General features: G+C 67.7%; 14 protein-coding genes. 3 read left to right on the forward strand and 11 right to left on the reverse strand.

Going from position 1 to position 18,534, the window contains the following annotated elements; all coding sequences use genetic code 11:
- Nucleotides 1-21: 21 nt before the first annotated feature.
- The 11 genes from GKO32_RS06000 to GKO32_RS06050 all read right to left on the reverse strand — a co-directional run bounded on the left by GKO32_RS06000 (nucleotide 22) and on the right by GKO32_RS06050 (nucleotide 13,486).
- On the reverse strand, nucleotides 22-519 hold the full coding sequence (locus GKO32_RS06000; protein ID WP_154755776.1) for a hypothetical protein: 498 nt from the start codon (nucleotides 517-519) through the stop codon (nucleotides 22-24).
- Nucleotides 519-1,751 (reverse strand): MCE family protein, encoded by a 1,233-nt coding sequence (locus tag GKO32_RS06005; RefSeq protein ID WP_154755777.1) that lies wholly within the window; start codon nucleotides 1,749-1,751, stop codon nucleotides 519-521. The genes GKO32_RS06000 and GKO32_RS06005 overlap by 1 nt, the downstream gene beginning before the upstream one ends.
- Nucleotides 1,751-2,881, reverse strand: a complete 1,131-nt coding sequence (locus tag GKO32_RS06010; RefSeq protein ID WP_154755879.1) for an MCE family protein — start codon at nucleotides 2,879-2,881, stop codon at nucleotides 1,751-1,753. Before GKO32_RS06010 ends, GKO32_RS06005 begins: the two co-directional genes overlap by 1 nt.
- Nucleotides 2,882-2,895: 14 nt before the next feature.
- Entirely contained in the window at nucleotides 2,896-4,083 is a 1,188-nt protein-coding gene (locus tag GKO32_RS06015; protein ID WP_154755778.1) for an MCE family protein, read from the reverse strand.
- A complete protein-coding gene (locus GKO32_RS06020) occupies nucleotides 4,080-5,111 on the reverse strand; it encodes an MCE family protein (RefSeq protein ID WP_312867555.1) in 1,032 nt (343 codons plus the stop codon). The genes GKO32_RS06015 and GKO32_RS06020 overlap by 4 nt, the downstream gene beginning before the upstream one ends.
- Complete coding sequence (locus GKO32_RS06025) at nucleotides 5,108-6,148, reverse strand: MCE family protein (protein ID WP_154755780.1); 1,041 nt, start codon at nucleotides 6,146-6,148, stop codon at nucleotides 5,108-5,110. Before GKO32_RS06025 ends, GKO32_RS06020 begins: the two co-directional genes overlap by 4 nt.
- The gene (locus GKO32_RS06030; protein WP_154755781.1) at nucleotides 6,145-7,476 is read right to left on the reverse strand and encodes an MCE family protein; all 1,332 of its coding nucleotides are present in this window, start codon (nucleotides 7,474-7,476) and stop codon (nucleotides 6,145-6,147) included. The genes GKO32_RS06025 and GKO32_RS06030 overlap by 4 nt, the downstream gene beginning before the upstream one ends.
- On the reverse strand, nucleotides 7,473-8,333 hold the full coding sequence (locus tag GKO32_RS06035; protein ID WP_154755782.1) for an MlaE family ABC transporter permease: 861 nt from the start codon (nucleotides 8,331-8,333) through the stop codon (nucleotides 7,473-7,475). The genes GKO32_RS06030 and GKO32_RS06035 overlap by 4 nt, the downstream gene beginning before the upstream one ends.
- Nucleotides 8,333-9,127, reverse strand: coding sequence for an MlaE family ABC transporter permease (locus tag GKO32_RS06040; protein WP_154755880.1), 795 nt, complete (start codon nucleotides 9,125-9,127; stop codon nucleotides 8,333-8,335). Before GKO32_RS06040 ends, GKO32_RS06035 begins: the two co-directional genes overlap by 1 nt.
- A gap of 125 nt (nucleotides 9,128-9,252) precedes the next feature.
- Nucleotides 9,253-11,958, reverse strand: coding sequence for a bifunctional acetate--CoA ligase family protein/GNAT family N-acetyltransferase (locus GKO32_RS06045; protein WP_154755783.1), 2,706 nt, complete (start codon nucleotides 11,956-11,958; stop codon nucleotides 9,253-9,255).
- A gap of 355 nt (nucleotides 11,959-12,313) precedes the next feature.
- Nucleotides 12,314-13,486, reverse strand: coding sequence for an acetoin utilization protein AcuC (locus tag GKO32_RS06050; RefSeq protein WP_154755784.1), 1,173 nt, complete (start codon nucleotides 13,484-13,486; stop codon nucleotides 12,314-12,316).
- 104 nt (nucleotides 13,487-13,590) lie between these two features.
- On the opposite strand from GKO32_RS06050, the gene GKO32_RS06055 reads away from it, so the two are divergent.
- The 3 genes from GKO32_RS06055 (at nucleotide 13,591) to galE (ending at nucleotide 17,691) form a co-directional block, all read left to right on the forward strand.
- A complete protein-coding gene (locus tag GKO32_RS06055; RefSeq protein ID WP_312867556.1) occupies nucleotides 13,591-14,286 on the forward strand; it encodes an iron-dependent transcriptional repressor DtxR in 696 nt (231 codons plus the stop codon).
- A gap of 1,136 nt (nucleotides 14,287-15,422) precedes the next feature.
- Nucleotides 15,423-16,619 carry a galactokinase gene (gene galK / locus GKO32_RS06060; protein WP_281353765.1) on the forward strand — a complete coding sequence of 399 codons (1,197 nt, stop codon included), beginning with the start codon at nucleotides 15,423-15,425 and terminating at the stop codon, nucleotides 16,617-16,619.
- A gap of 103 nt (nucleotides 16,620-16,722) precedes the next feature.
- On the forward strand, nucleotides 16,723-17,691 hold the full coding sequence (gene galE / locus GKO32_RS06065) for a UDP-glucose 4-epimerase GalE (RefSeq protein WP_154755787.1): 969 nt from the start codon (nucleotides 16,723-16,725) through the stop codon (nucleotides 17,689-17,691).
- The last annotated feature ends 843 nt before the right edge of the window (nucleotides 17,692-18,534 follow it).

Raw genomic sequence — 18,534 nt, forward strand, 5'->3', positions numbered from 1 at the left:
GTGAGGGGAGCTGCCGTTCGGTCATGACGACGCAGCCTGCACCGAATCGACCTTCCAGCCATCGTCGGTGCGCGCCAGCGAAGCGTTGAGCCGCGTGCGCGACGGCACTGACGGCGCGCCGTTCGTGCTCAACCGCACATCCAGCACCGCGAGCACCCGCGCCGTCCCGGCAGCCGGGTCCACCTCCGCGACCGCCGCCTGGTTCACCCGCGCGCTCGCGACCGTCCTGGTCGCCGTCGTGCGGTCGAGCTGCAACTGCCGGTCGCCGCTGAGCGTCTTGCCCAGCTCGCCCGTCGTCACCTGGATCCACCTGTCCACCGCCGGCCCGGGATCGTGGTAGTCGACCGTGTTCAGCGCCGTCAATGCCTCGCTCGCGGCGGCCAGCACGGCATCCCGGTCCCGGGCGCGCGTCGCCGCCTGGTCGTGGGCGGCGCTCGCCCACGACCAGCCGAACCACACCGCGACCAGCGCGGCGACGGCGGCCACGGCACCCAAGGCCACCACAGCGGGAGACTTCATCACGGTAATCCCAGCAGTTGCCCGATTCCCGTCGCACCCGGCCCCCGCACCAGCCCGAGCAAACCGGGCAATTGTCCCTGTGGGGCCTGCGGTGACGGCGCCACAGACGGCGCCGGCGCGACCGGCACGCCGCCGTACGGAGCGTTCTGCGCGCCGCGCACTCCGGTCGGGCTGCCCGGCGGCTCGGCGCAGTACGCCCGCGTGTTCGCCGGCTGGTCGCTGGTGTCGCTCGCCGGCCGCTGCTTGGTCGTCTCGTACCCCTTGGTGCACGAGTGCGGATCGAAGAAGTTGAGCACCAGCCCCAGATGTCCTTCGCCGTTCGAGGTCACCGAACGCGTGAACGCCGAAATGACCGGCAGCGCCACCAGATCCTCTTCGACCGCGTCCGTGCGCACCGCGGTGATCTGCGCGGTCGTCAGCAGGTTCGCGATGAGCACGCCGAGATCGGTGCCCGACGCGGCCAGGATGTTGTCCACATCCTCGGCCAGCCGCGGAGTTTCGTCGATGACCTTGCGTAGCTCGGGATCCGACGTCTTGAGCTGGCCGGCGATCCGGCGCAGCCCGGTGGCGAACGAGGTGATGTGCTGAGCCTGCCGTTCCTGAGTGGCCAGCACGGTCCGCCCGTCGGACAGCAGTTTCGTTGTCTGTGGCAGATTTTCCGTCGCAGTCGAGGTGAGCGAGCCCGCCGTATCGAGCAGCTGCTGGAGATCGGGAGCAACTCCAGCGAAGGCGTCGTAGGACTCATCGACCACGGTTCGCAAGGACGAAGGGTCCACACTGGACACGAATCTGTCCAAATTGGACAGTACGGTATCGGGCGAGACGGGCAGTCCGGTCCGTTCGCGCGCGATCACCGATCCGTTCCGCAAGTACGGCCCGGACTCGCGGCTCGGCCGCAGGTCGACATACTGCTCGCCGACGGCGGACCGGTCCGCGACCACGGCTTGTGTGTCGGCCGGGATCTGTGGGGCACCGGCGTCGATGTCGAGCTCGACAGCGACGCCCTGATCGTCGAGCCCCATCCCGGTGACCCGGCCGACGGCGACCCCGCGGTAGGTGACTTCGGCATTGACGAAGATTCCGCCGGAATCGGCGAGCTGGGCCGTGACGACATAGCCACGCGGGCCGAACAACCGGTCGAGCCCCGCATATTTCGCGCCCGCGTACCCGACCGAAAGTACCGCGATGAGGCCGAATGCGAGCAGTTTGACCCGGTGGGTCCTGGTGAACATCAGTGCCCGCCTCCCAGCAACGAACCCAGCAGGTTACCCAGCACACCGACGCCGGACGAGGTGGGTGCGGGTGCCTGCAGGGGCAGGGGAAGCGGCGGCGCGGAACCGAGTTGGATGCTCCCGGCCGGCGTGGAAACCTGCACCCGGCCCGCGTTCGTGACGTTCTGGTAGATCTCACTCAGGTCCAGGTCCAGCCGTGCACGCACGTTCGCGTAGTCGCCCTTGACCACGTCACCCGCGACATCCGGCAGCGGATAGGTGGGCAGGATCTTGAGCGCGACCGGCAGGTTGTTGCCTGCTTCGGCCAGCTTGGCCAGCGTCGGGGTAAGCGCTTTCAGATTGTCGATCAGCTGGTCCCTGCTCTTGTGCACGGTGTCGACGGCGACCCCGGACAGCGTGTCCAGCGACTGCAGCATCCCGACGAGCTGGTCCCGCTGCTCGTTCACGACTCGCAACCCCGGCGCCAGGTTGCCGAGCGCGTCGGCCAGGTTCGCGGTCTGCCCGATGAGTGTGCTGGACAGCCGGTTCAGGCCGTCGATCGCACGGATGATCTCGCCCTTCTGGCTGTCCAGTTCGGTCGCCAGCTGGTCCACTCTGGACAGTAAAGCGCGGATCTCGGCCTCGTTGCCGGTCAGCGCGGAATTGAGTTCACGGGTGATGTCCGCGAGCCGGCCGACGCCACCCCCGTTGAGCAGCAAGGAAAGCGCGCCGAGCACTTCCTCGACTTCGGGGTTGCGGTTGGTGTGCGACAACGGGATCGTCGCCCCGTCGGTCAGCGTGCCCGCCGCGCCTTCCACCGGCTCACGCAGCTCGACGAACTTTTCCCCCAGCAAACTGGACTGCCGCAGGTCCGCATAGGCGTTCGCGGGAAGGCGCACGTCACCGTTGACCCGCATGGTCACCAGCGCCGAGCGCGTGTCGGGCGCCAGCTCGATCCTGTCCACCCTGCCGACCGCCACATCGTTGACCTTCACACCGGCCTGCGGCACGAGATCCAGTACGTCCGAAAACTGCGCGGTGACGCGATACGGATGGTCACCGAGGTCCGCGCCGCCGGGCAGCGGTGTGCTGTAGAGCCCGGAAAACCCGCCGGTGCCGCAACCCCCGAGGAGCAACATGAGCGTCAGCATGGCCAGAAGGCGCTTCACGAGCCACTCTCCGGGACCGAAACGAGCGGCAGCAACGGTAATGGCGGGATCTTCCCCGCGTTCATCTCGGCCATCAGCTGCGGGATCGACGGGATCTTCGCGACCCCGTCCACGACCGGTTTGAGCGCGTCACACAGGTTGCCGACGACCTCAGGCAGCCCGGCCGGAGTCGAGGCCTTCACCACCCGGCACAACGTGACGAGCAGCGGGTTGGTGAACTCGTTGGCGTTGTAGCGAATCGCGACACTGCCCGAGGCCGCGTCGTAGGAGTTGATGAAGTTCGTCATCCCGGTCGGCGCCACGTCGAGGACCTCCGCGAGTGCGGCCCGCTGGTCCACCAACACCTTGCTCACGCCGGCAAGTTTGTCCACATTGGACGTCAACAGATCGCGGTTCTCCTCGACGAACTGCTGCACCTGCCCCAGCGAGGAGGCCAGCGAGGAAAGCGCTTTCCCCACGTCGTCGGAGTCGTCGGCGAGGAAGCCCGTCACGTCCGCCACCCGCGCGTAGAACTGGTTGAGCTGATCGTCGCTGTCGGCCAGTGCGGTGGTGAACGACTGCAGGTTCCGGACCGTCGCGAACAGGTCGCCCTTCGAGTCGTCGAGCGTGCGCGACAGGTCGGCCAGCTCCGTCACGGTGTCGTTGAGGTTCTTCCCGTTGCCGTCGAGGTTCTTCGCCGCGGTAGTGAGCAAATCGGACAGTGCGCCGTGCGCATTGGCTCCGTCCGGACCGAGGCTCGTGGACAGCTTGTCGAGGCTGCCATAGAGGTCGTCGATCTCCATCGGCGTCGCCGTGTGTTCCTTCGGAATCACCGTGCCTGAGCTCAGCACCGGCCCACCGTCGTAGGCGGGAGTCAGCTGGACGTACCGATCGCTCACCAGCGAAGGCGCGATCACCACGGCTCCGGCGTCCGCGGGAACCAGCACGCCCGGATCGAGTCGCATGTCCACCCGCACCGCATCGCCCTGCGGTGTCACACCGGTGATCTCACCGACCTGGATGCCCAGTACTCGCACTGACGAACCCGCATACAGGCCAACGGTTTTGTCGAACATCGCGGAGACCTTGACACCGGCCTGATCCCGGAAACCCAGCCACAGCCCGGCCGCCAGCACCAGCACGACGACGCAACCGGTTGCGACCCAGCGATAGGTGGAGCGTCCCGCCTGAGTGTCGATTGTCATCGCCCGCCCACCCCTTGGTCCGGCGCCGAGATCGGCGGCGTGCAGCCCTCAGGGTTCACCGACAGCCCACCGGCCTTGACCACCGGCGGGAACAGCCCGCAAATATAGCCCTCGAACCAGCGCCCGTTGCCGGTCGCGTTGGCGCCGATCCGCGAGAACGGCGCGAGCAACGCGAGGCTGCGGGCCAGGTTGTCCTGGTTGCGCCGTAGGATATCCGTGACGTCGCCAAGTTTTTGCAGTGTGGGCCGCAGTTGTGCGCGATTGTCGGCGACGAGCCCGCTCAACTGCGTGGAAAGCTGCTGCGTCCCCGTGAGCAGCGCGCTGATCGCGTCCCTGCGTTGCTGTAGCTCGGTCAGCAGCAGGTTGCCGTCATCGATCACCTCCCGTAGCTGGGCGTTGCGATCGGAAAGCGTCTTCGAGACCTGACTGGTGTTGCTCAGCAGGTTCGCCAGTTCCCGGTCCCGTGAGGACACCGTTCTGGACAACGCCGTCACGGCGTCCAAAGAGTCCCGAAGGGGTTTCGGGGTGTCCTTCAACGCTTGTGACACCACGTCGAAGCTCTGCGCCAGCTGCTGGGTATTGATGTCCCCGACGGTGCTCGACAACTGCTGAAACGCGTCCTGCAGCTGGAACGGCGTCGTGGTGCGGTCGGCGGGGATCGGCTCGTGCGGGCTCTGCGCCTGGTCGCCTTTCGGGTGCAGGGCAAGGTACTTGTCACCGAGCAGCGTCTTGATCTCGATCGAGGCCGTGGTCGCGTTCCCGACTTTCGTGTTCCGTACCTTGAAAGTGACGAGCACCTGCCTGCCCGCGAGGCGCACCGTGCCGACCTGCCCGACCGTCACGCCCGCGACCTGCACCTCGTTTCCCGGTACCAGCCCACCCGATTCGGCGAAGTACGCCTGATAGGTGGTTCCGGTACCCAGCAAGGGAAGTTCGTCCGAGAAGTAGGACACGACGGTGATGAGCACGATGAGCACGAGCACCACCGCGCCGACCGCGGCCTGGTTTCGTTCGCGGAGACGCGTCACGGCTTGCACCTCTCCGGTGTCTCGGTGCCCGGGATGGGCGGCATCGGCAGGCTGATGTCGAGCTGGGAAATGCCGATCGTGCCGGTCAAACCGCAGAGATAGTAGTTGTACCAGCCGCCGTAGCTCAGGGTTCTGGTGAACTTGTCAAGGTTGCCCGGCATCTTGCGCAGCAACTCATCGAGCAGCTGGCCGGAGTCCGACAACGTGTTCGACAGCACGCCCAGGTTCGCGATGTCGTCTTTGATCGCGGGCCGCGCGTCGCGCACCAGATCCCCGGTGACATCGGTGAGATTCGCGAGCGCGGACACGGCGTCGCCGATCGGTTCGCGTTGCCGGGCAAGGCCGGTGACCAGTTGCTGGGTCTGGTCGACGAGCTCGCCCAGCGCGGGGCCCCGCTGGTTGACGGTCCCCAGCACGGCGTTGAGGTTGTCGATAACCTGGCCGATCACCTTGTCCTTACCGGCGATCGCGGACGTCACCGACGCGGTGTGCGTGAGCAGACTTTCGATCGTGCCGCCCTCGCCCTGGAACACCTGGATGATCTCGTAGGACAACTGGTTGACCTGCTTCGGATCGAGTGCCTGGAACAGCGGTTTGAACCCGTTGAACAACACGGTCAGATTGAGCGCGGGCTGGGTGCGCTCGGGCGGGATCAGCCCACCGGACGGCAGTTGCCCGCCACCGTCCACAGTGGTCACCAGTGCGAGGTAACGCTGTCCGATGAGGTTGCGGTACTTGACGGTCGCGGTCACCTCGGCCGGCAGCTGGTAAGCCGAAGAGATCGAGAAGTGCACGTCGGCGAGGGCCCGGTCGGCATCGCCCACCACGTCGAGGCGGTCGACCTGCCCGACCTTGACCCCGGCGATGCGCACGTCATCGCCTTCGTGCAGTCCGGACGCATCGGTGAAACGCGCCGTATAACCGGAAGTCACGCCGAAGTTCGTGTTCGCGATGGTCGCGCCGAGGATCGCGGTGAACACCACGGTGACGGCGACGAAGATCAAAAGTTTGGCCAGCGGCACCGCGAGATTCCTCATTGGACCTCGACCTCCGCCCCACGATAGAGCGGACCGACGAGCAGGCTCGCCCAGCCTGGCACCTGGCCGGGGACGAGGTTCAACTCCGGCGCGAGCAGCACGCCGATCACACTCTGCTCGGCGGGCGAGTTCGCGACCGAACCCGTGGTGGACGAGCCGGCCTGGATGATTCCGTTGCTGGGCAGGGGAAAGTTCTCTGCCGTCGGCACCGGCGGGTGTGCCGAGCCGTCTTGCACAGGGCCGCCCGGCGGGTACTGCGGCCACCGGCCCGGCGGCACGACCTGCGGGTAGCAGCGTGGTCCGCGCTTGTCGGTGTACTTCGGCTCGTCCACGCCCGGCAGGTACTTCGCGCGATCGGCGATGAGGCGGATGGTGACGTGGTTCATCCGGTCCGTGCCATAGCCGAACGCCTCGTACGCACGCGGCACCGAGTCGGCCAACTGCTGCAGCAGGCACGGATACTCGGGTGCATACTTTGCCAGAACGTCCAAAGTGGACTGCGCGGTGGTGGTCAGCCGGATGAAGTTGTTCTCGTTGACCTGCAGGAAGCTACTCAGATCGGCCGACGTGGCGGTGACCGAGCCGAACAGCTGCGCAAGCTGTTGTTGCTTGTCCACCAACGTCTTGCTGGTCGTGGTCAGCTCGGAAAGCGCTTGCAGGAAATCCGGTGCGGCCCGGTTGTAGACGTCGGTCGCATGGGCAAAGCTCGTGATGTCCGCCCTGAGCTCGGGCAGCGACGGGTTGAGCCCGCCGAGATAGTCCGAAAGCTGGTCAAGTGTCCGGCCCAGCTGCTCGCCGCGGCCCTGCAACGCCGTCGCCATCGCGCTCAACGTCGCCGACAGCTTCTGTGGCTGGACGGCCTGCAGCAACGGCATCACGTCGTCCAGGACCCGCTCCAATTCGATCGCGGAACTCGAACGGTCCTGCGGGATCACGTCACCGGCCTCGATATGGCGCGCCGACCGGGCCGCCGGCAGCTGCAACGCCACATACCGTGCACCGAACAGGGTTTTGGGCAGCAGCCGCGCGGAGACGTTGTCGGGAATCTGCCCGATCTTGCCCGGGTCGAGCGCCAGTTCGATCGCCGCGTGGTCCCCCGACGATCGCACCGAACGGACTTCGCCGACCACGACCCCACGGATCTTGACGTCGGAACCGGCGCCGAGCTGGTTGCCGGCGTGATCGGTTTCCAGTCGCACCAAGGAAACCGGGGTGAAGTCCTTGTGGTAGATCGCGACCGTGGTGACGAAGAACAACGCGCACACCACGAGGAAGATCAGACCCAGCAGCTGGTGCCACAACCTGCGACGCAGGATCGCGGGGTTCATCCGGAGATCCGGACCGTGGTCGTGGCGCCCCAGATCGCGAGGCTCAGGAAGAAATCGAGCAGCGAGATCAACACGATCGACGTGCGCACCGCACGTCCCACGGCGACACCGACCCCGGCAGGCCCGCCCTGGGCCGTATAGCCGTAGTAGCAGTGGGAAAGGATCACGATCGCACTGAAAAAGATCACCTTGAGGAACGACCAGAGCACGTCTTCCGGTGGCAGGAACAACGTGAAGTAATGGTCGTAGGTGCCCGCGGACTGGCCGTAGAGCCATACCGTGATCTGCCGCGAGGCCACATAGGACGACAGCAAACCGACCGCGTACAACGGGATCACCGCGGCGATTCCGGCCAGTACCCGCGTCGTGACGAGATACGGCATGCTCGGCACGGCCATGACTTCGAGCGCGTCGATCTCCTCGGAAATCCGCATCGCACCCAGCTGCGCGGTGAATCCACATCCGACAGTCGCGGAAAGCGCGAGCCCCGCCGCGAGCGGCGCCACCTCACGAGTGTTGAAATACGCCGATACGAACCCGGTCAACGCGGCCGTGCCCAGCTGGTTCAGCGCCGCGTATCCCTGCATGCCGACGATGAGCCCGGTGAACATCGTCATCCCGATCATCACGCCGAGGGTCCCGCCGATCACCGCGAGCCCGCCGGTACCGAAGCACACTTCGGTCAGCAGCCGCAGCGTTTCCTTGGTATAGCGGCGAAGCGTCCGCGGCGTCCAGCCCAGTGCCCGCGCGTAGAACGACAGCTGTTCACCGAAACCCTCGAAGATCGCGCCGGGCCGGGCGATCAGTTCGAGCGCCCGCGCCGAACTGTCCTCGGCCTCGAGTGGTTGTGCCGTCATCACAACGCCTTCGGCGGCACAACTCGCAGGTAGATCGCGGTCAGCACCACGTTGATCAGGAACAGCAACAGGAACGTGATCACGACGGCCTGGTTCACCGCATCCCCGACGCCTTTCGGTCCACCGGCCGGGTTCAGCCCGCGGTACGCGGCGACCACCCCGGCGACGAACCCGTACAGCACCGCCTTGAGTTCGCTGATGTACAGGTCCGGCAGTTGCGCCAGCGCGTTGAAACTGGCCAGGTACGCGCCTGGCGTGCCGCCTTGCATGACGACATTGAAGAAGTACCCGCCGAGCACTCCGACGACGCTGACCAAACCGTTGAGCAGCACCGAAACGACCATGGCGGCCAGCACCCTCGGCACGATGAGCCGCTGGACCGGGTTGACTCCCAGCACTTCCAGCGCGTCGATCTCTTCGCGGATCTTGCGCGCGCCGATATCGGCACAGACCGCGCTGCCGCCGGCGCCGGCCACGAGCAGCGCGGTGATCAACGGTGCCGCCTGCTGCACGATCGCGAGCGCGCTGGCGGCGCCGGTGAACGACTGCGCGCCGATCTGCTCGGTGAGGGAACCGAGTTGCAACGCGATGACCGCACCGAACGGGATCGAGACGAGCGCGGCGGGCAGAATCGTGACGCTCGCGAAGAACCAGCACTGCTGGATCCATTCGCGAAACTGGAACGGCCGGCGCGGGATAGCGACAAGCACTTCCCAGCCCAGCGTGGACAGCCTGCCGACCTGAGTGAGTGCCGCGGTGCCCGGAATGTTCACTGTGCCACTGCGCGAACCCATCACACCTCCGCCCTTGGCTTCGTTGCCCTGAGTCTCGCTCACCAGCTGTGACCGCTTTTCGTTAGCGGTGTTCACAAGATCGAACCGGCAGCACCGGAGTGTCCCGCGTCACAGCAGATTGCCGGCTAGTCCCCCGCGTTGATCGGGCGCAGGCGACGCGGGCCGGTGTCCGGCCGGGCCGGTGGCGGACCGAGCACGATCCGCGCGTTGGCGACGAACGCCCCGGCCGGCGAGGCGATCACCGGGTCCAGGTTCAGCGCCCGCACCTCGGGGTTGTCCTCGGCGAGCGCGGCGACCCGCAACACCAGATCCTGCAACGCGGCCAGATCCGCCGGCTCGTCACCGCGGTAACCGGTCAGCAGTGGTGCGCTCTTCGGCTCGCGCACCAACGTTGCGGCGTCCACATCGGTCAGTGGCACCGCCCGGTACCCCCGGTCCCCCAGCAAGGTACTGACCAATCCGGACAGTCCAAAGGAGACGAGCGTGCCGAACGAGGGGTCATCCTGCAGGCCGATGGAGCACGAAATCCCTTTGGGCGCCATCTTCTGCACGTACACTTCGTCCTCATTGGACACCACACGCATGTCCTCGTAACCGCGGCGTACGGCATCCGCGGACCCGAGGTCGAGCCGCACGCCGGCCAGATCCGGGCGCCCGCGCAGCCGTTCGTCGATCGCCTTCACGGTGACCGGGTACCCGATCTCCGCGGCGGCGGCGACTGCGTCCTCCGCGCCGGCCACCACGCGGAACGGCACGATCTCGATGCCATAGCAGTCCAGCAGCCGCACCAGCTCCGCGTCCTCGAGCACGATGTTCTTGTCACCGGCCAAAAGTTCCCGCACGATCACCTGCGCGGCCTCGGTGTGCACGGGTGATGGCCGGACGAGATTCCCTTGCGGACGCTGCCGCCACGCGGCGTAGCGGGCCACGCTGGCCAGTGCGCTGACGGCGCGTTCCGGGCTTGAGAACGACGGGATCGAACCGGGGCCCGGCGCCCCGTCTTCGTTGCGCACGGCCAATTCCGCGGGTACCCCCTCGGCCGCGAGGAAGGTGGACACGATGGGTTTACGCTCATCCAGATCTTGCACGACTTCGCGTAACGCCCTGGCGTATGCGGTCCCCGGCACCGCGACCGGCGGCACGAACACCACGACGAGCGCATCGGTGTCCGGTGAGGTCAGTGCCTCGCGTACCGCGGCGGCGAATTCCTCCGGACCTGCCTGCGCACCCACGTCGACCGGTTCGAAGGCCAGCCGCAATCCCTGTGCCCGCGCGGTGTCCGCGGCCAGCAGGCCGATCGCGCTGGAGTTGCCGACGATGCCGACCCGCGATCCGCCGGGCAGCGGCTGATGCGCGAACACGAGCGCGGTGTCGAACAGCTGCGCGAGCGTCTCCACCCGCACCACACCGGCCTGTTCGAACAGTGCCTGCACGCTCGCCTCGTCGACCTCGGCCGAGTTCGCGGCCAGCTGCGGGCGCACCGCGTGCCGCCCGGACTTCACCGCGACGATCGGTTTGGTACGCCCGAGCCTGCGCGCGAGCCGCGCGAACTTCCGTGGGTTACCGAAGGATTCCAGGTACAGCAACACGAGATCGGTGTCCGGGTCGGTTTCCCAGTATTGCAGGAGATCGTTACCGGAGACGTCCGCGCGGTTGCCCGCCGAAACGAACGTCGACAAACCGAGCCCGCGCGACTCGGCGTCGGCGAGGATCGCTGTCCCGAGCGCACCGGACTGGCAGAAGAACCCGGCGCGGCCACGGGCGGGCAGGCGTGGCGCGAGGGTGGCGTTGAGCCGCACGGCGGGATCGGTGTTGAGCACGCCGAGCGCGTTCGGCCCGACGACCCGCATCCCGTGGGCTCGGGCCTCGCCGACCAGCCGCAGCTCGGCGTGCAACCCGTGCGGCCCGGCTTCGGCGAACCCGGCGGTCACGATGAGCAGTGTCTTGACCCCCTTGGCCAGCGCACCGTCCAAAACGGACTCGACTTGGCCCGCCGGCACCGCGACGACGGCGAGGTCCACGGGGTCGGGAATTTCCAGCACGGATTTGTAGGCGCGCACGCCGCGCACGGAGCGGTGTTCGGGGTTGACCGGGTAGACGGTGCCGGCGAAGTCCGCGCTCAGAAGGTTGGACAGGACGGCATAACCGACTTTGGTGGGGTCGGTGCTGGCGCCGATGACGGCCACCGAAGCGGGATGTAGGAGGTTGTGCACGCTGCGTGCCTCGGCTGCCTGCTCGCGGGCGCGCGCGACGGCGAGAGATTCCTCTGTGGACTCGATGTCGAATTCGAGGTGCAGCACGCCTTCCTCGATGGCACGGCTCACCTGGTACCCGGCGTCGCGGAAGACTCGCACCATGGCGGAGTTCTCGGCCAATACCTCCGCGACGAAGCGCCGCAACCCGGACTCCGACGCGGCGGCGGCGAGATGTTCCAGCAGAATTGAGCCGAGCCCGCGGCCCTGATGTGCGTCATCGACGACGAAGGCGACCTCCGCGGACGGCCCGTCGCCCAGCCGCTCATACCGACCGACTGCGACGATGTCGTCGCCCAGCAAAGCGATGAACGCGACCCGGTCGTGGTGATCGACGACGGTGAAGCGCTCGAGATCGCGCGGGGGAATGCGCGGGTAGGCGCCGAAGAATCGCAAATAGCGGGTGCGATCGGACAGCCTGCCGTGGAACGCGACGAGCCGGTCGGCGTCACTGGGCACGATCGGTCGCAAGTGGACGACGCCCCCGTCGGAAAGCACGACGTCCGCTTCCCACTTGCGCGGGTAGTCGTAAGGATCGCGCGGGGCATGCGCGGCCCGGCCATCGTCGTTGATAGTCATGTCAACCAGTCCCGCGGATCGACTGCCCTATGCGGGCACCTGGACTCACCGCACGAGGTGTGCGCGGCCAGGCCATCATCGTTGGTGGTCATATCGCTCAGTCTCGCGGATCGGCAGCCCCACGCAGGCACCTGCACTCACCGCGCGAGGCCGCGCGGCCAGGCCGCCATCGTTGGTAGTCATATCAACCAGCCCCGCCGACCCACTGCCCCGCGCGCACCTGCAGACACGGCCGCAGGGATGCGCGGCCACGCCGCCGTCATTGGTAGTCATATCAACCAGTCCCGCCGATCCGCTGCCCCGCGCGCACCTGCAGTATGCGCGGCCAGGTCGCCGTCGCCGTTGCCCATATCGGTCAGTCTCGCGGATCGTCGGGGTCGAGGCCATGCAACGGGAACACGGCGCGCCTCGTGTCGCGGATCGCGACGTCCACCGGGTCGTCGTCCCCATCTCCCCATGCCCGGTAGGCGGTGTCGGCACCGTCGGACATCGTGAGCGGCAGCTCCGCCTGCGGCGCAGCCTCGCGCACCATGTCCAGCCACCCCGGCGGGATCGGCGTGTCCGGGGCGACATCGCGGTCGAGCACGGTCGCCAGCAGATGCGTCCACGACCGCGGCACCACGCGGATCAACTGGTAGCCGCCACCGCCGACGGCGAGCCACTTTCCGCCCGCGTAGCGCTCGGCGAACTCGCGCAGGGTGGCGTAGATCGTACGGTGCCCATCGACCGAAAGCGACAGATCCGCGAGCGGGTCCTCCTCGTGCGAGTCGACCCCGCATTGCGTGACCAGCAGCTGCGGCTGGAATTCCTCGAGGAGGGACGGGACGACCGCGTGGAAAGCACGCAGCCAACCCGGATCGCGCGTGCCCGGCGGTAACGGGATGTTCACCGCCGCGCCGTCCGCCTGGCCTGTTCCGGTCTCGGCCGAATAACCGGTTCCTGGCCAAAGAGTGAACGGATGCTGGTGCAGGGAAATGGTGAGGACTCGCGGATCGTCGTAGAAGGCGGCTTGCACGCCGTCGCCGTGGTGGACGTCGGTGTCGACGTAGGCGATGCGGTCGAACCCGTGGTCCAGCAACCAGGAGATGGCCACGGCGCAGTCGTTGTAGACGCAGAATCCGGCGGCGCGCTCCCGCATCGCGTGGTGCAGGCCCCCGGCGATGTTCACCGCGCGGCGCGCTTCGCCCTCGGCGATTTTGCGGGCAGCGAGCAATGTGGAACCGACGACCAGTGCGGAAGCGTCGTGCATGTCGGTGAAAATGGGATTGTCGTCGGTGCCGAGCCCATGGTCGACGTCCCAGCCGGCCATGGGCGCTTGTTTCACTGCGTCGAGATACTCGTCCGCGTGCACACGGCGTAGTTCGGTGTCGCTCGCGGCTTCGGGGATGAGCAGCGGGACACCGTCGAGCACACCCAGTTCCGCGGCGAGCCGGATGGTCAATTGAAGCCGGACGGGGTTGAATGGATGGTCGCCGCCGAGGTCATAACGAAGCAACGCGGAATCCCAGATGACGGCGGGCGGCTCCATGAGGGTCGATGGTAGTGGGACCAGTGCTGTTGCCGGGCCCGGTCGCCGCGGTTGAATGTCAGACCCAGCGACTACGATGGATTCCTGCGGACGAAGGGGACATCGTGAACGATCTCATCGACACCACAGAGATGTACTTGAAAACCATCTTCGAGCTCGAAGAAGAGGGTGTCGTGCCGCTCCGCGCCCGCATCGCCGAGCGATTGGAGCAGAGCGGGCCGACGGTCAGCCAGACCGTGGCCCGCATGGAGCGGGATGGTCTGGTGCGCGTCGCCGACGACCGGCACCTGCAACTGACCGATCACGGACGGGAACTGGCCACCGCGGTCATGCGGAAGCACCGGCTGGCCGAGCGGCTGCTGCTGGACGTCATCGGGCTCGAATGGGAGCAGGTGCACGCCGAGGCGTGCCACTGGGAGCACGTGATGAGCGAGGCGGTGGAACGCAAGCTGGTCAAGCTCCTCAACCACCCGACCACATCCCCGTACGGCAACCCGATCCCGGGACTGGACAAATTGGACCGCGCCGCGCAGCCGGCGCCGCCCGCGGAGGCCGACCTGATCCGGCTGGACGAATACGCCCGCGCCGGTGGCGGTTCCGCCGAGATTCGCCGTATCGCCGAGCACGTGCAGCCGGACGAGAAGCTGATGGTGGACCTCAAGCAGGTCGGCGTCGTGCCCGGGGCGACGGTGAAGATCGGCCGAGCCGCCGGCAGCGGGACGGTCGAGGTCACCGGCGAGACGTCCTCGGTGCAGGTCCCGATGGCGGTGCTGCACGCGGTACTGGCACAGGCACGCTGACCGAGGTATCGGGATCGATCGCCTGCGCCGCGGGCCTGGTGTTTCGGTGTGAGCCGTCGGGTCGTTGCTAGGTGGCCGGGGCTGTGCCCTCGGCCACCGGCGCGGGCTTGCGCATTGCCGGTAACGCTGACGGTCGGGGTCGGACGCATTCGGTAACCGCGGCAGGCCGCGAGGTGGGGGAGGATGGTGCTGCGCTGCGGATGGCGCGGGCAACCGGGATGTGCAAAGTCGGCAGCGCTCGCAGCCAGCGACGTTGACGGTTGCCGCTGGGCATGTTGGGGGTTGCCGCCGTGCATACCGGGCCACGCGAGCGCCTGGCCACGCGAGCGCCTGGTCGCGCGGGCCCTCGGTTGCGCTGGCGGCCAGTGACGCTGGTTGCTGATCTCGCAGACGGGCTGGGTTGCAGACCGTCAGCAGCGCGGACAGCCGACGGCCCGAAGGGGTGGCGAGACGCACCTTCCGCGACGCGGGGCCCCCATCGCGCGCAACCCCGATAGCCCTGCGCGCTACCGGTCTCAGGGCAGGCCGGATTGCGTACATCCTGGCAATAGGGCAGCTAGCAACGCGAAAGGTCGATAGACGAACCGTCGGGCCGCACACCGCTTGCGCCGGGACCGCCCGTGATGCGCGCTGCGCCCTCACCAGTGGCGTACTTGATCGCGCACTCGGCGTCGCCAGTACGGCGGCGGGACGTTGCCTACGCCGCCTGTCGTGTCCGCTGCCGCGTGCTGTCTGCCAGTCCGGCGATGTCGCCCGTATCCTGTGTCCGCCGTGGCTCGCCGCCGGTGGTGTGCGCGGCCAGGGCTGCGGGCCGGCCCGGCCGTGTGCCCCCTATGCGCGACCGCCGTAACTCGTCGCCGCTGGGGCGGCGCTGGTGGCCTACGGCTCGCGCTCAAGCGGTAGGCAGAAGGCGTCACGGTCATGAACCCCGCGGGTGGCACTCACGGGTAGACAAGCCCACGGCAGCGGACGGGCCCGCTACAGGCTACTCACCCCGTTCGCACCGTCGGGCGCCTGACCGGCATTCTTCCGGCACACTGGGACGACGGTCCCGCAGCAGGGGCCCGGAATCTCGGGCACGAGCCCGTGTTCCTTTCACGATGGTGGGGACAGATCCCCGGGCGAGGTGGGTGAGGTTGAACGACAGGCAGAGCCGCTTCCAGGCGCACAAGGCAGCCGCCGAGACCTTTCGGTTGGTGCATGACCGCGTCCCCGAAGGGGTGTGGTCCGCTCCGGGCCGGGTCAACCTTATCGGCGAACACACCGACTACAACGACGGTTTCGTCCTGCCCTTCGCCCTGCCTCACCGGACCGCCGCGGCCGCGTCAGTTCGCGACGACCAGCTGCTCACCGTCGCGACGCTCGGCTCCGACGGTCGTATCCAACGCGCCAACCCAATCGACATCACCTCCCTTCGCCCTCGTTCAGTTAACGGATGGGCCGCCTACCCGGCCGGTGTCGCGTGGGTGCTGCGCGACCACGGCATCGGCCGCGGCGCCGACATCGTGCTTGCCGGCGATGTTCCCACTGGCGCTGGACTGTCCTCGTCTCATGCGCTCGAATGCGCGGTGTCGCTTGCCCTGCTCGGCCTGCATGGACAAGAACTCGACCAGCCCGGCACACCGGACCGGATGCGGATCGCACGCTGGGTACAACGCGCCGAGAACGACTTCGTCGGCGCCCCGACCGGCCTGCTCGACCAGACCGCGTCGCTGTGCTGCACCCGGTCGAACGTGCTGTTCCTCGACGTGCGGTCGGGCGACGCCGAGCAAGTGCCGTTCGACCCGGCATCCGTGGGGCTGCGGATGCTCGTCATCGACACACGCACGAAGCACTCGCACAGTGACTCCGGCTACGGCGATCGACGCCGCGGCACGGAGCGCGCAGCCGACCTGCTCGGTATCAAGGCACTCCGCGACGTGCAGAGTGCTGACCTCGACTCCACGCTCACTCGCCTACCCGCCGAACTCGCCCCGTTGGCTCGGCACGTCGTGACCGAGAACCAGCGAGTGTTCGACGTGGTCGCTTTGCTCCGCGCCGGCCGGCTCAACGACATCGGCCCGTTCCTGGACGCCTCGCACACAAGCATGCGCGACGACTACCGGATCTCCACCATCGAGCTCGACACCGCGGTCGAAACGGCAAAGGCGGCGGGTGCCCTGGGCGCGCGTATGACGGGTGGCGGTTTCGGTGGGTCGGCGATCGCCCTGGTGCCCGAATCGAGGATCGACGAGGTCGAGGCGAGCGTCACGGCGGCTTACGAGCGTGAGGGCTGGCGTGCCCCCCGCACCTTCGTCGCGGTGCCGTCCGCCGGGGCGGGGCGCGACATCTGAGCTGCCGTCTGCACGGACCCGCGTCGCGTGCGGGGCTCGCGTCGTGATGGTCCACACTGGGCGCCACTACCTTCCAGTCTCCGAGAAAGGCTCCCGACGACTCATGGCCCTCAAACTGATCGTCACCGGCGGCGCCGGGTATGTCGGCAGCGTCTGCGCGGCCAAGCTCCTCGAAGCCGGACATGAGGTCGTCGTGGTGGACGACCTTTCGACCGGGCATGCGGACGCGGTGCCCGAAGACGCTCGGTTCGTCGAAGGCGACGCCGCCGAGGCGACAGCGTCCCTGCTGGGCGAAGGCTTCGATGGCGTGCTCCACTTCGCCGCCAAGTCGCTGGTGGGCGAGTCCATGAGTGACCCTGGGAAGTACTGGCGCGGCAACGTATTCACCGCGATCCGGCTGCTCGACGCGATGCGCGAGCACGGCACACCCCGGCTGGTGTTCTCTTCCACTGCGGCGACCTACGGCGAACCGGAGAGCTCGCCGATCCGCGAGACGGCGCCCACTCGCCCGACCAACACCTACGGCGCCTCGAAGCTCGCCATCGACCACGCCATCACCAGCTACGCCAGGGCGCACCGGCTGGCCGCGGTGAGCCTGCGGTACTTCAATGTGGCGGGAGCGTACGGCCTCTTCGGCGAACGGCACACGACCGAGACTCATTTGATCCCGCTCGTGCTGCAGGTCGCGACCGGAGATCGCGAGCGGGTGCAGATTTTCGGCGATGACTACCCAACGGACGACGGCACCGCGGTTCGCGACTACATCCATGTCGCCGATCTGGCCGATGCGCACCTTCTCGCTTTGCAGCACGCGGTCGCCGGGGAGCACCGCATCTACAACCTGGGAAACGGCACCGGGTTCTCGGTACGGCAGGTGATCGAGACCTGCCGCGAGGTCACCGGGCACGAGATTCCGGCGGCGACGGCGCCGCGGCGTGCCGGCGACCCGGCGGTGCTGGTCGCGGCGAGCGATCGGGCCCGGGAGGAGCTCGGGTGGAAACCCGAGCGGGCCGACCTGCACGGCATCGTGGGCGATGCCTGGCGGTTCACCCAGGAACGGCGAGGGGTCTGAAACCTCGCTGCGGCGCCCGAATCGGCGTGAATTGAACGGGTGGCTCACGAGCCGAGCCTGAGGTCGCCGGAACGGCACCACGATGAAAATCGGTACGGAGACACGAGGTATGCGATCGTGCAAGGCGCCCAGCCAGGCCTCGATTTCCCGGAACCACTTCACCGCGATGGCGAACACAGGACCGTGCAGTGATCTATACAGCCGAAGCCGCCGCTCGGTTATCGGCCCACCCGCGGGCAAGCTGCCGTGGGCAGCGCCTTGTGCTTCGCCGCCCGCGACCCGGCTCCGGAGCGTGGTCTGGCACCCAGGAAACCGTCGGCCCACACCCACGACGGGAGCCACGATTCGGCGGAGCGGCGCCGCGGCCCGGGCCAGCACGCGTCGAGGGACTCGTTCGAGCAGCGCTCCGTGCCACCGCCTGGGCTGTGACCCGAGCACGTTCGGAGGTGCCGCCAAAGGCGGGTTGGGCGACCTGGTTTGCTCTTCAGTCGTGGCGCGCGGGCAGGTGTCGTCTGATGAGCAGCGGCCGGTCGTCGAGCCACTGTTGTCGAGACCGGAAGCGAAAGACCGCCGGACAGCACACTCGCCGCTTTGGTGGGGGTGCGAGTGATTGCCGAAGCGATCGGCGAGCTGGATCGCGACGTGGACGCCTCGATTGAGCGTGCCCATCAGCAGGCTCCGGGTGCCCGGTGGGTTCACGCGAACGCACCCAGCTCTGGACAGACCAGACCAGATGATCATGCGATCGGCTGTTCCCGCCGTGGTGCCTGCGACGACCACGGCCGACCGGTCTCGATTGCGCTCGCCGTCGGCGACGTCAACGGCTGCACCGTGTTCGCCCAC

The organism is Amycolatopsis pithecellobii (assembly GCF_009707865.1).
GTDB lineage: Bacteria > Actinomycetota > Actinomycetes > Mycobacteriales > Pseudonocardiaceae > Amycolatopsis_E > Amycolatopsis_E pithecellobii.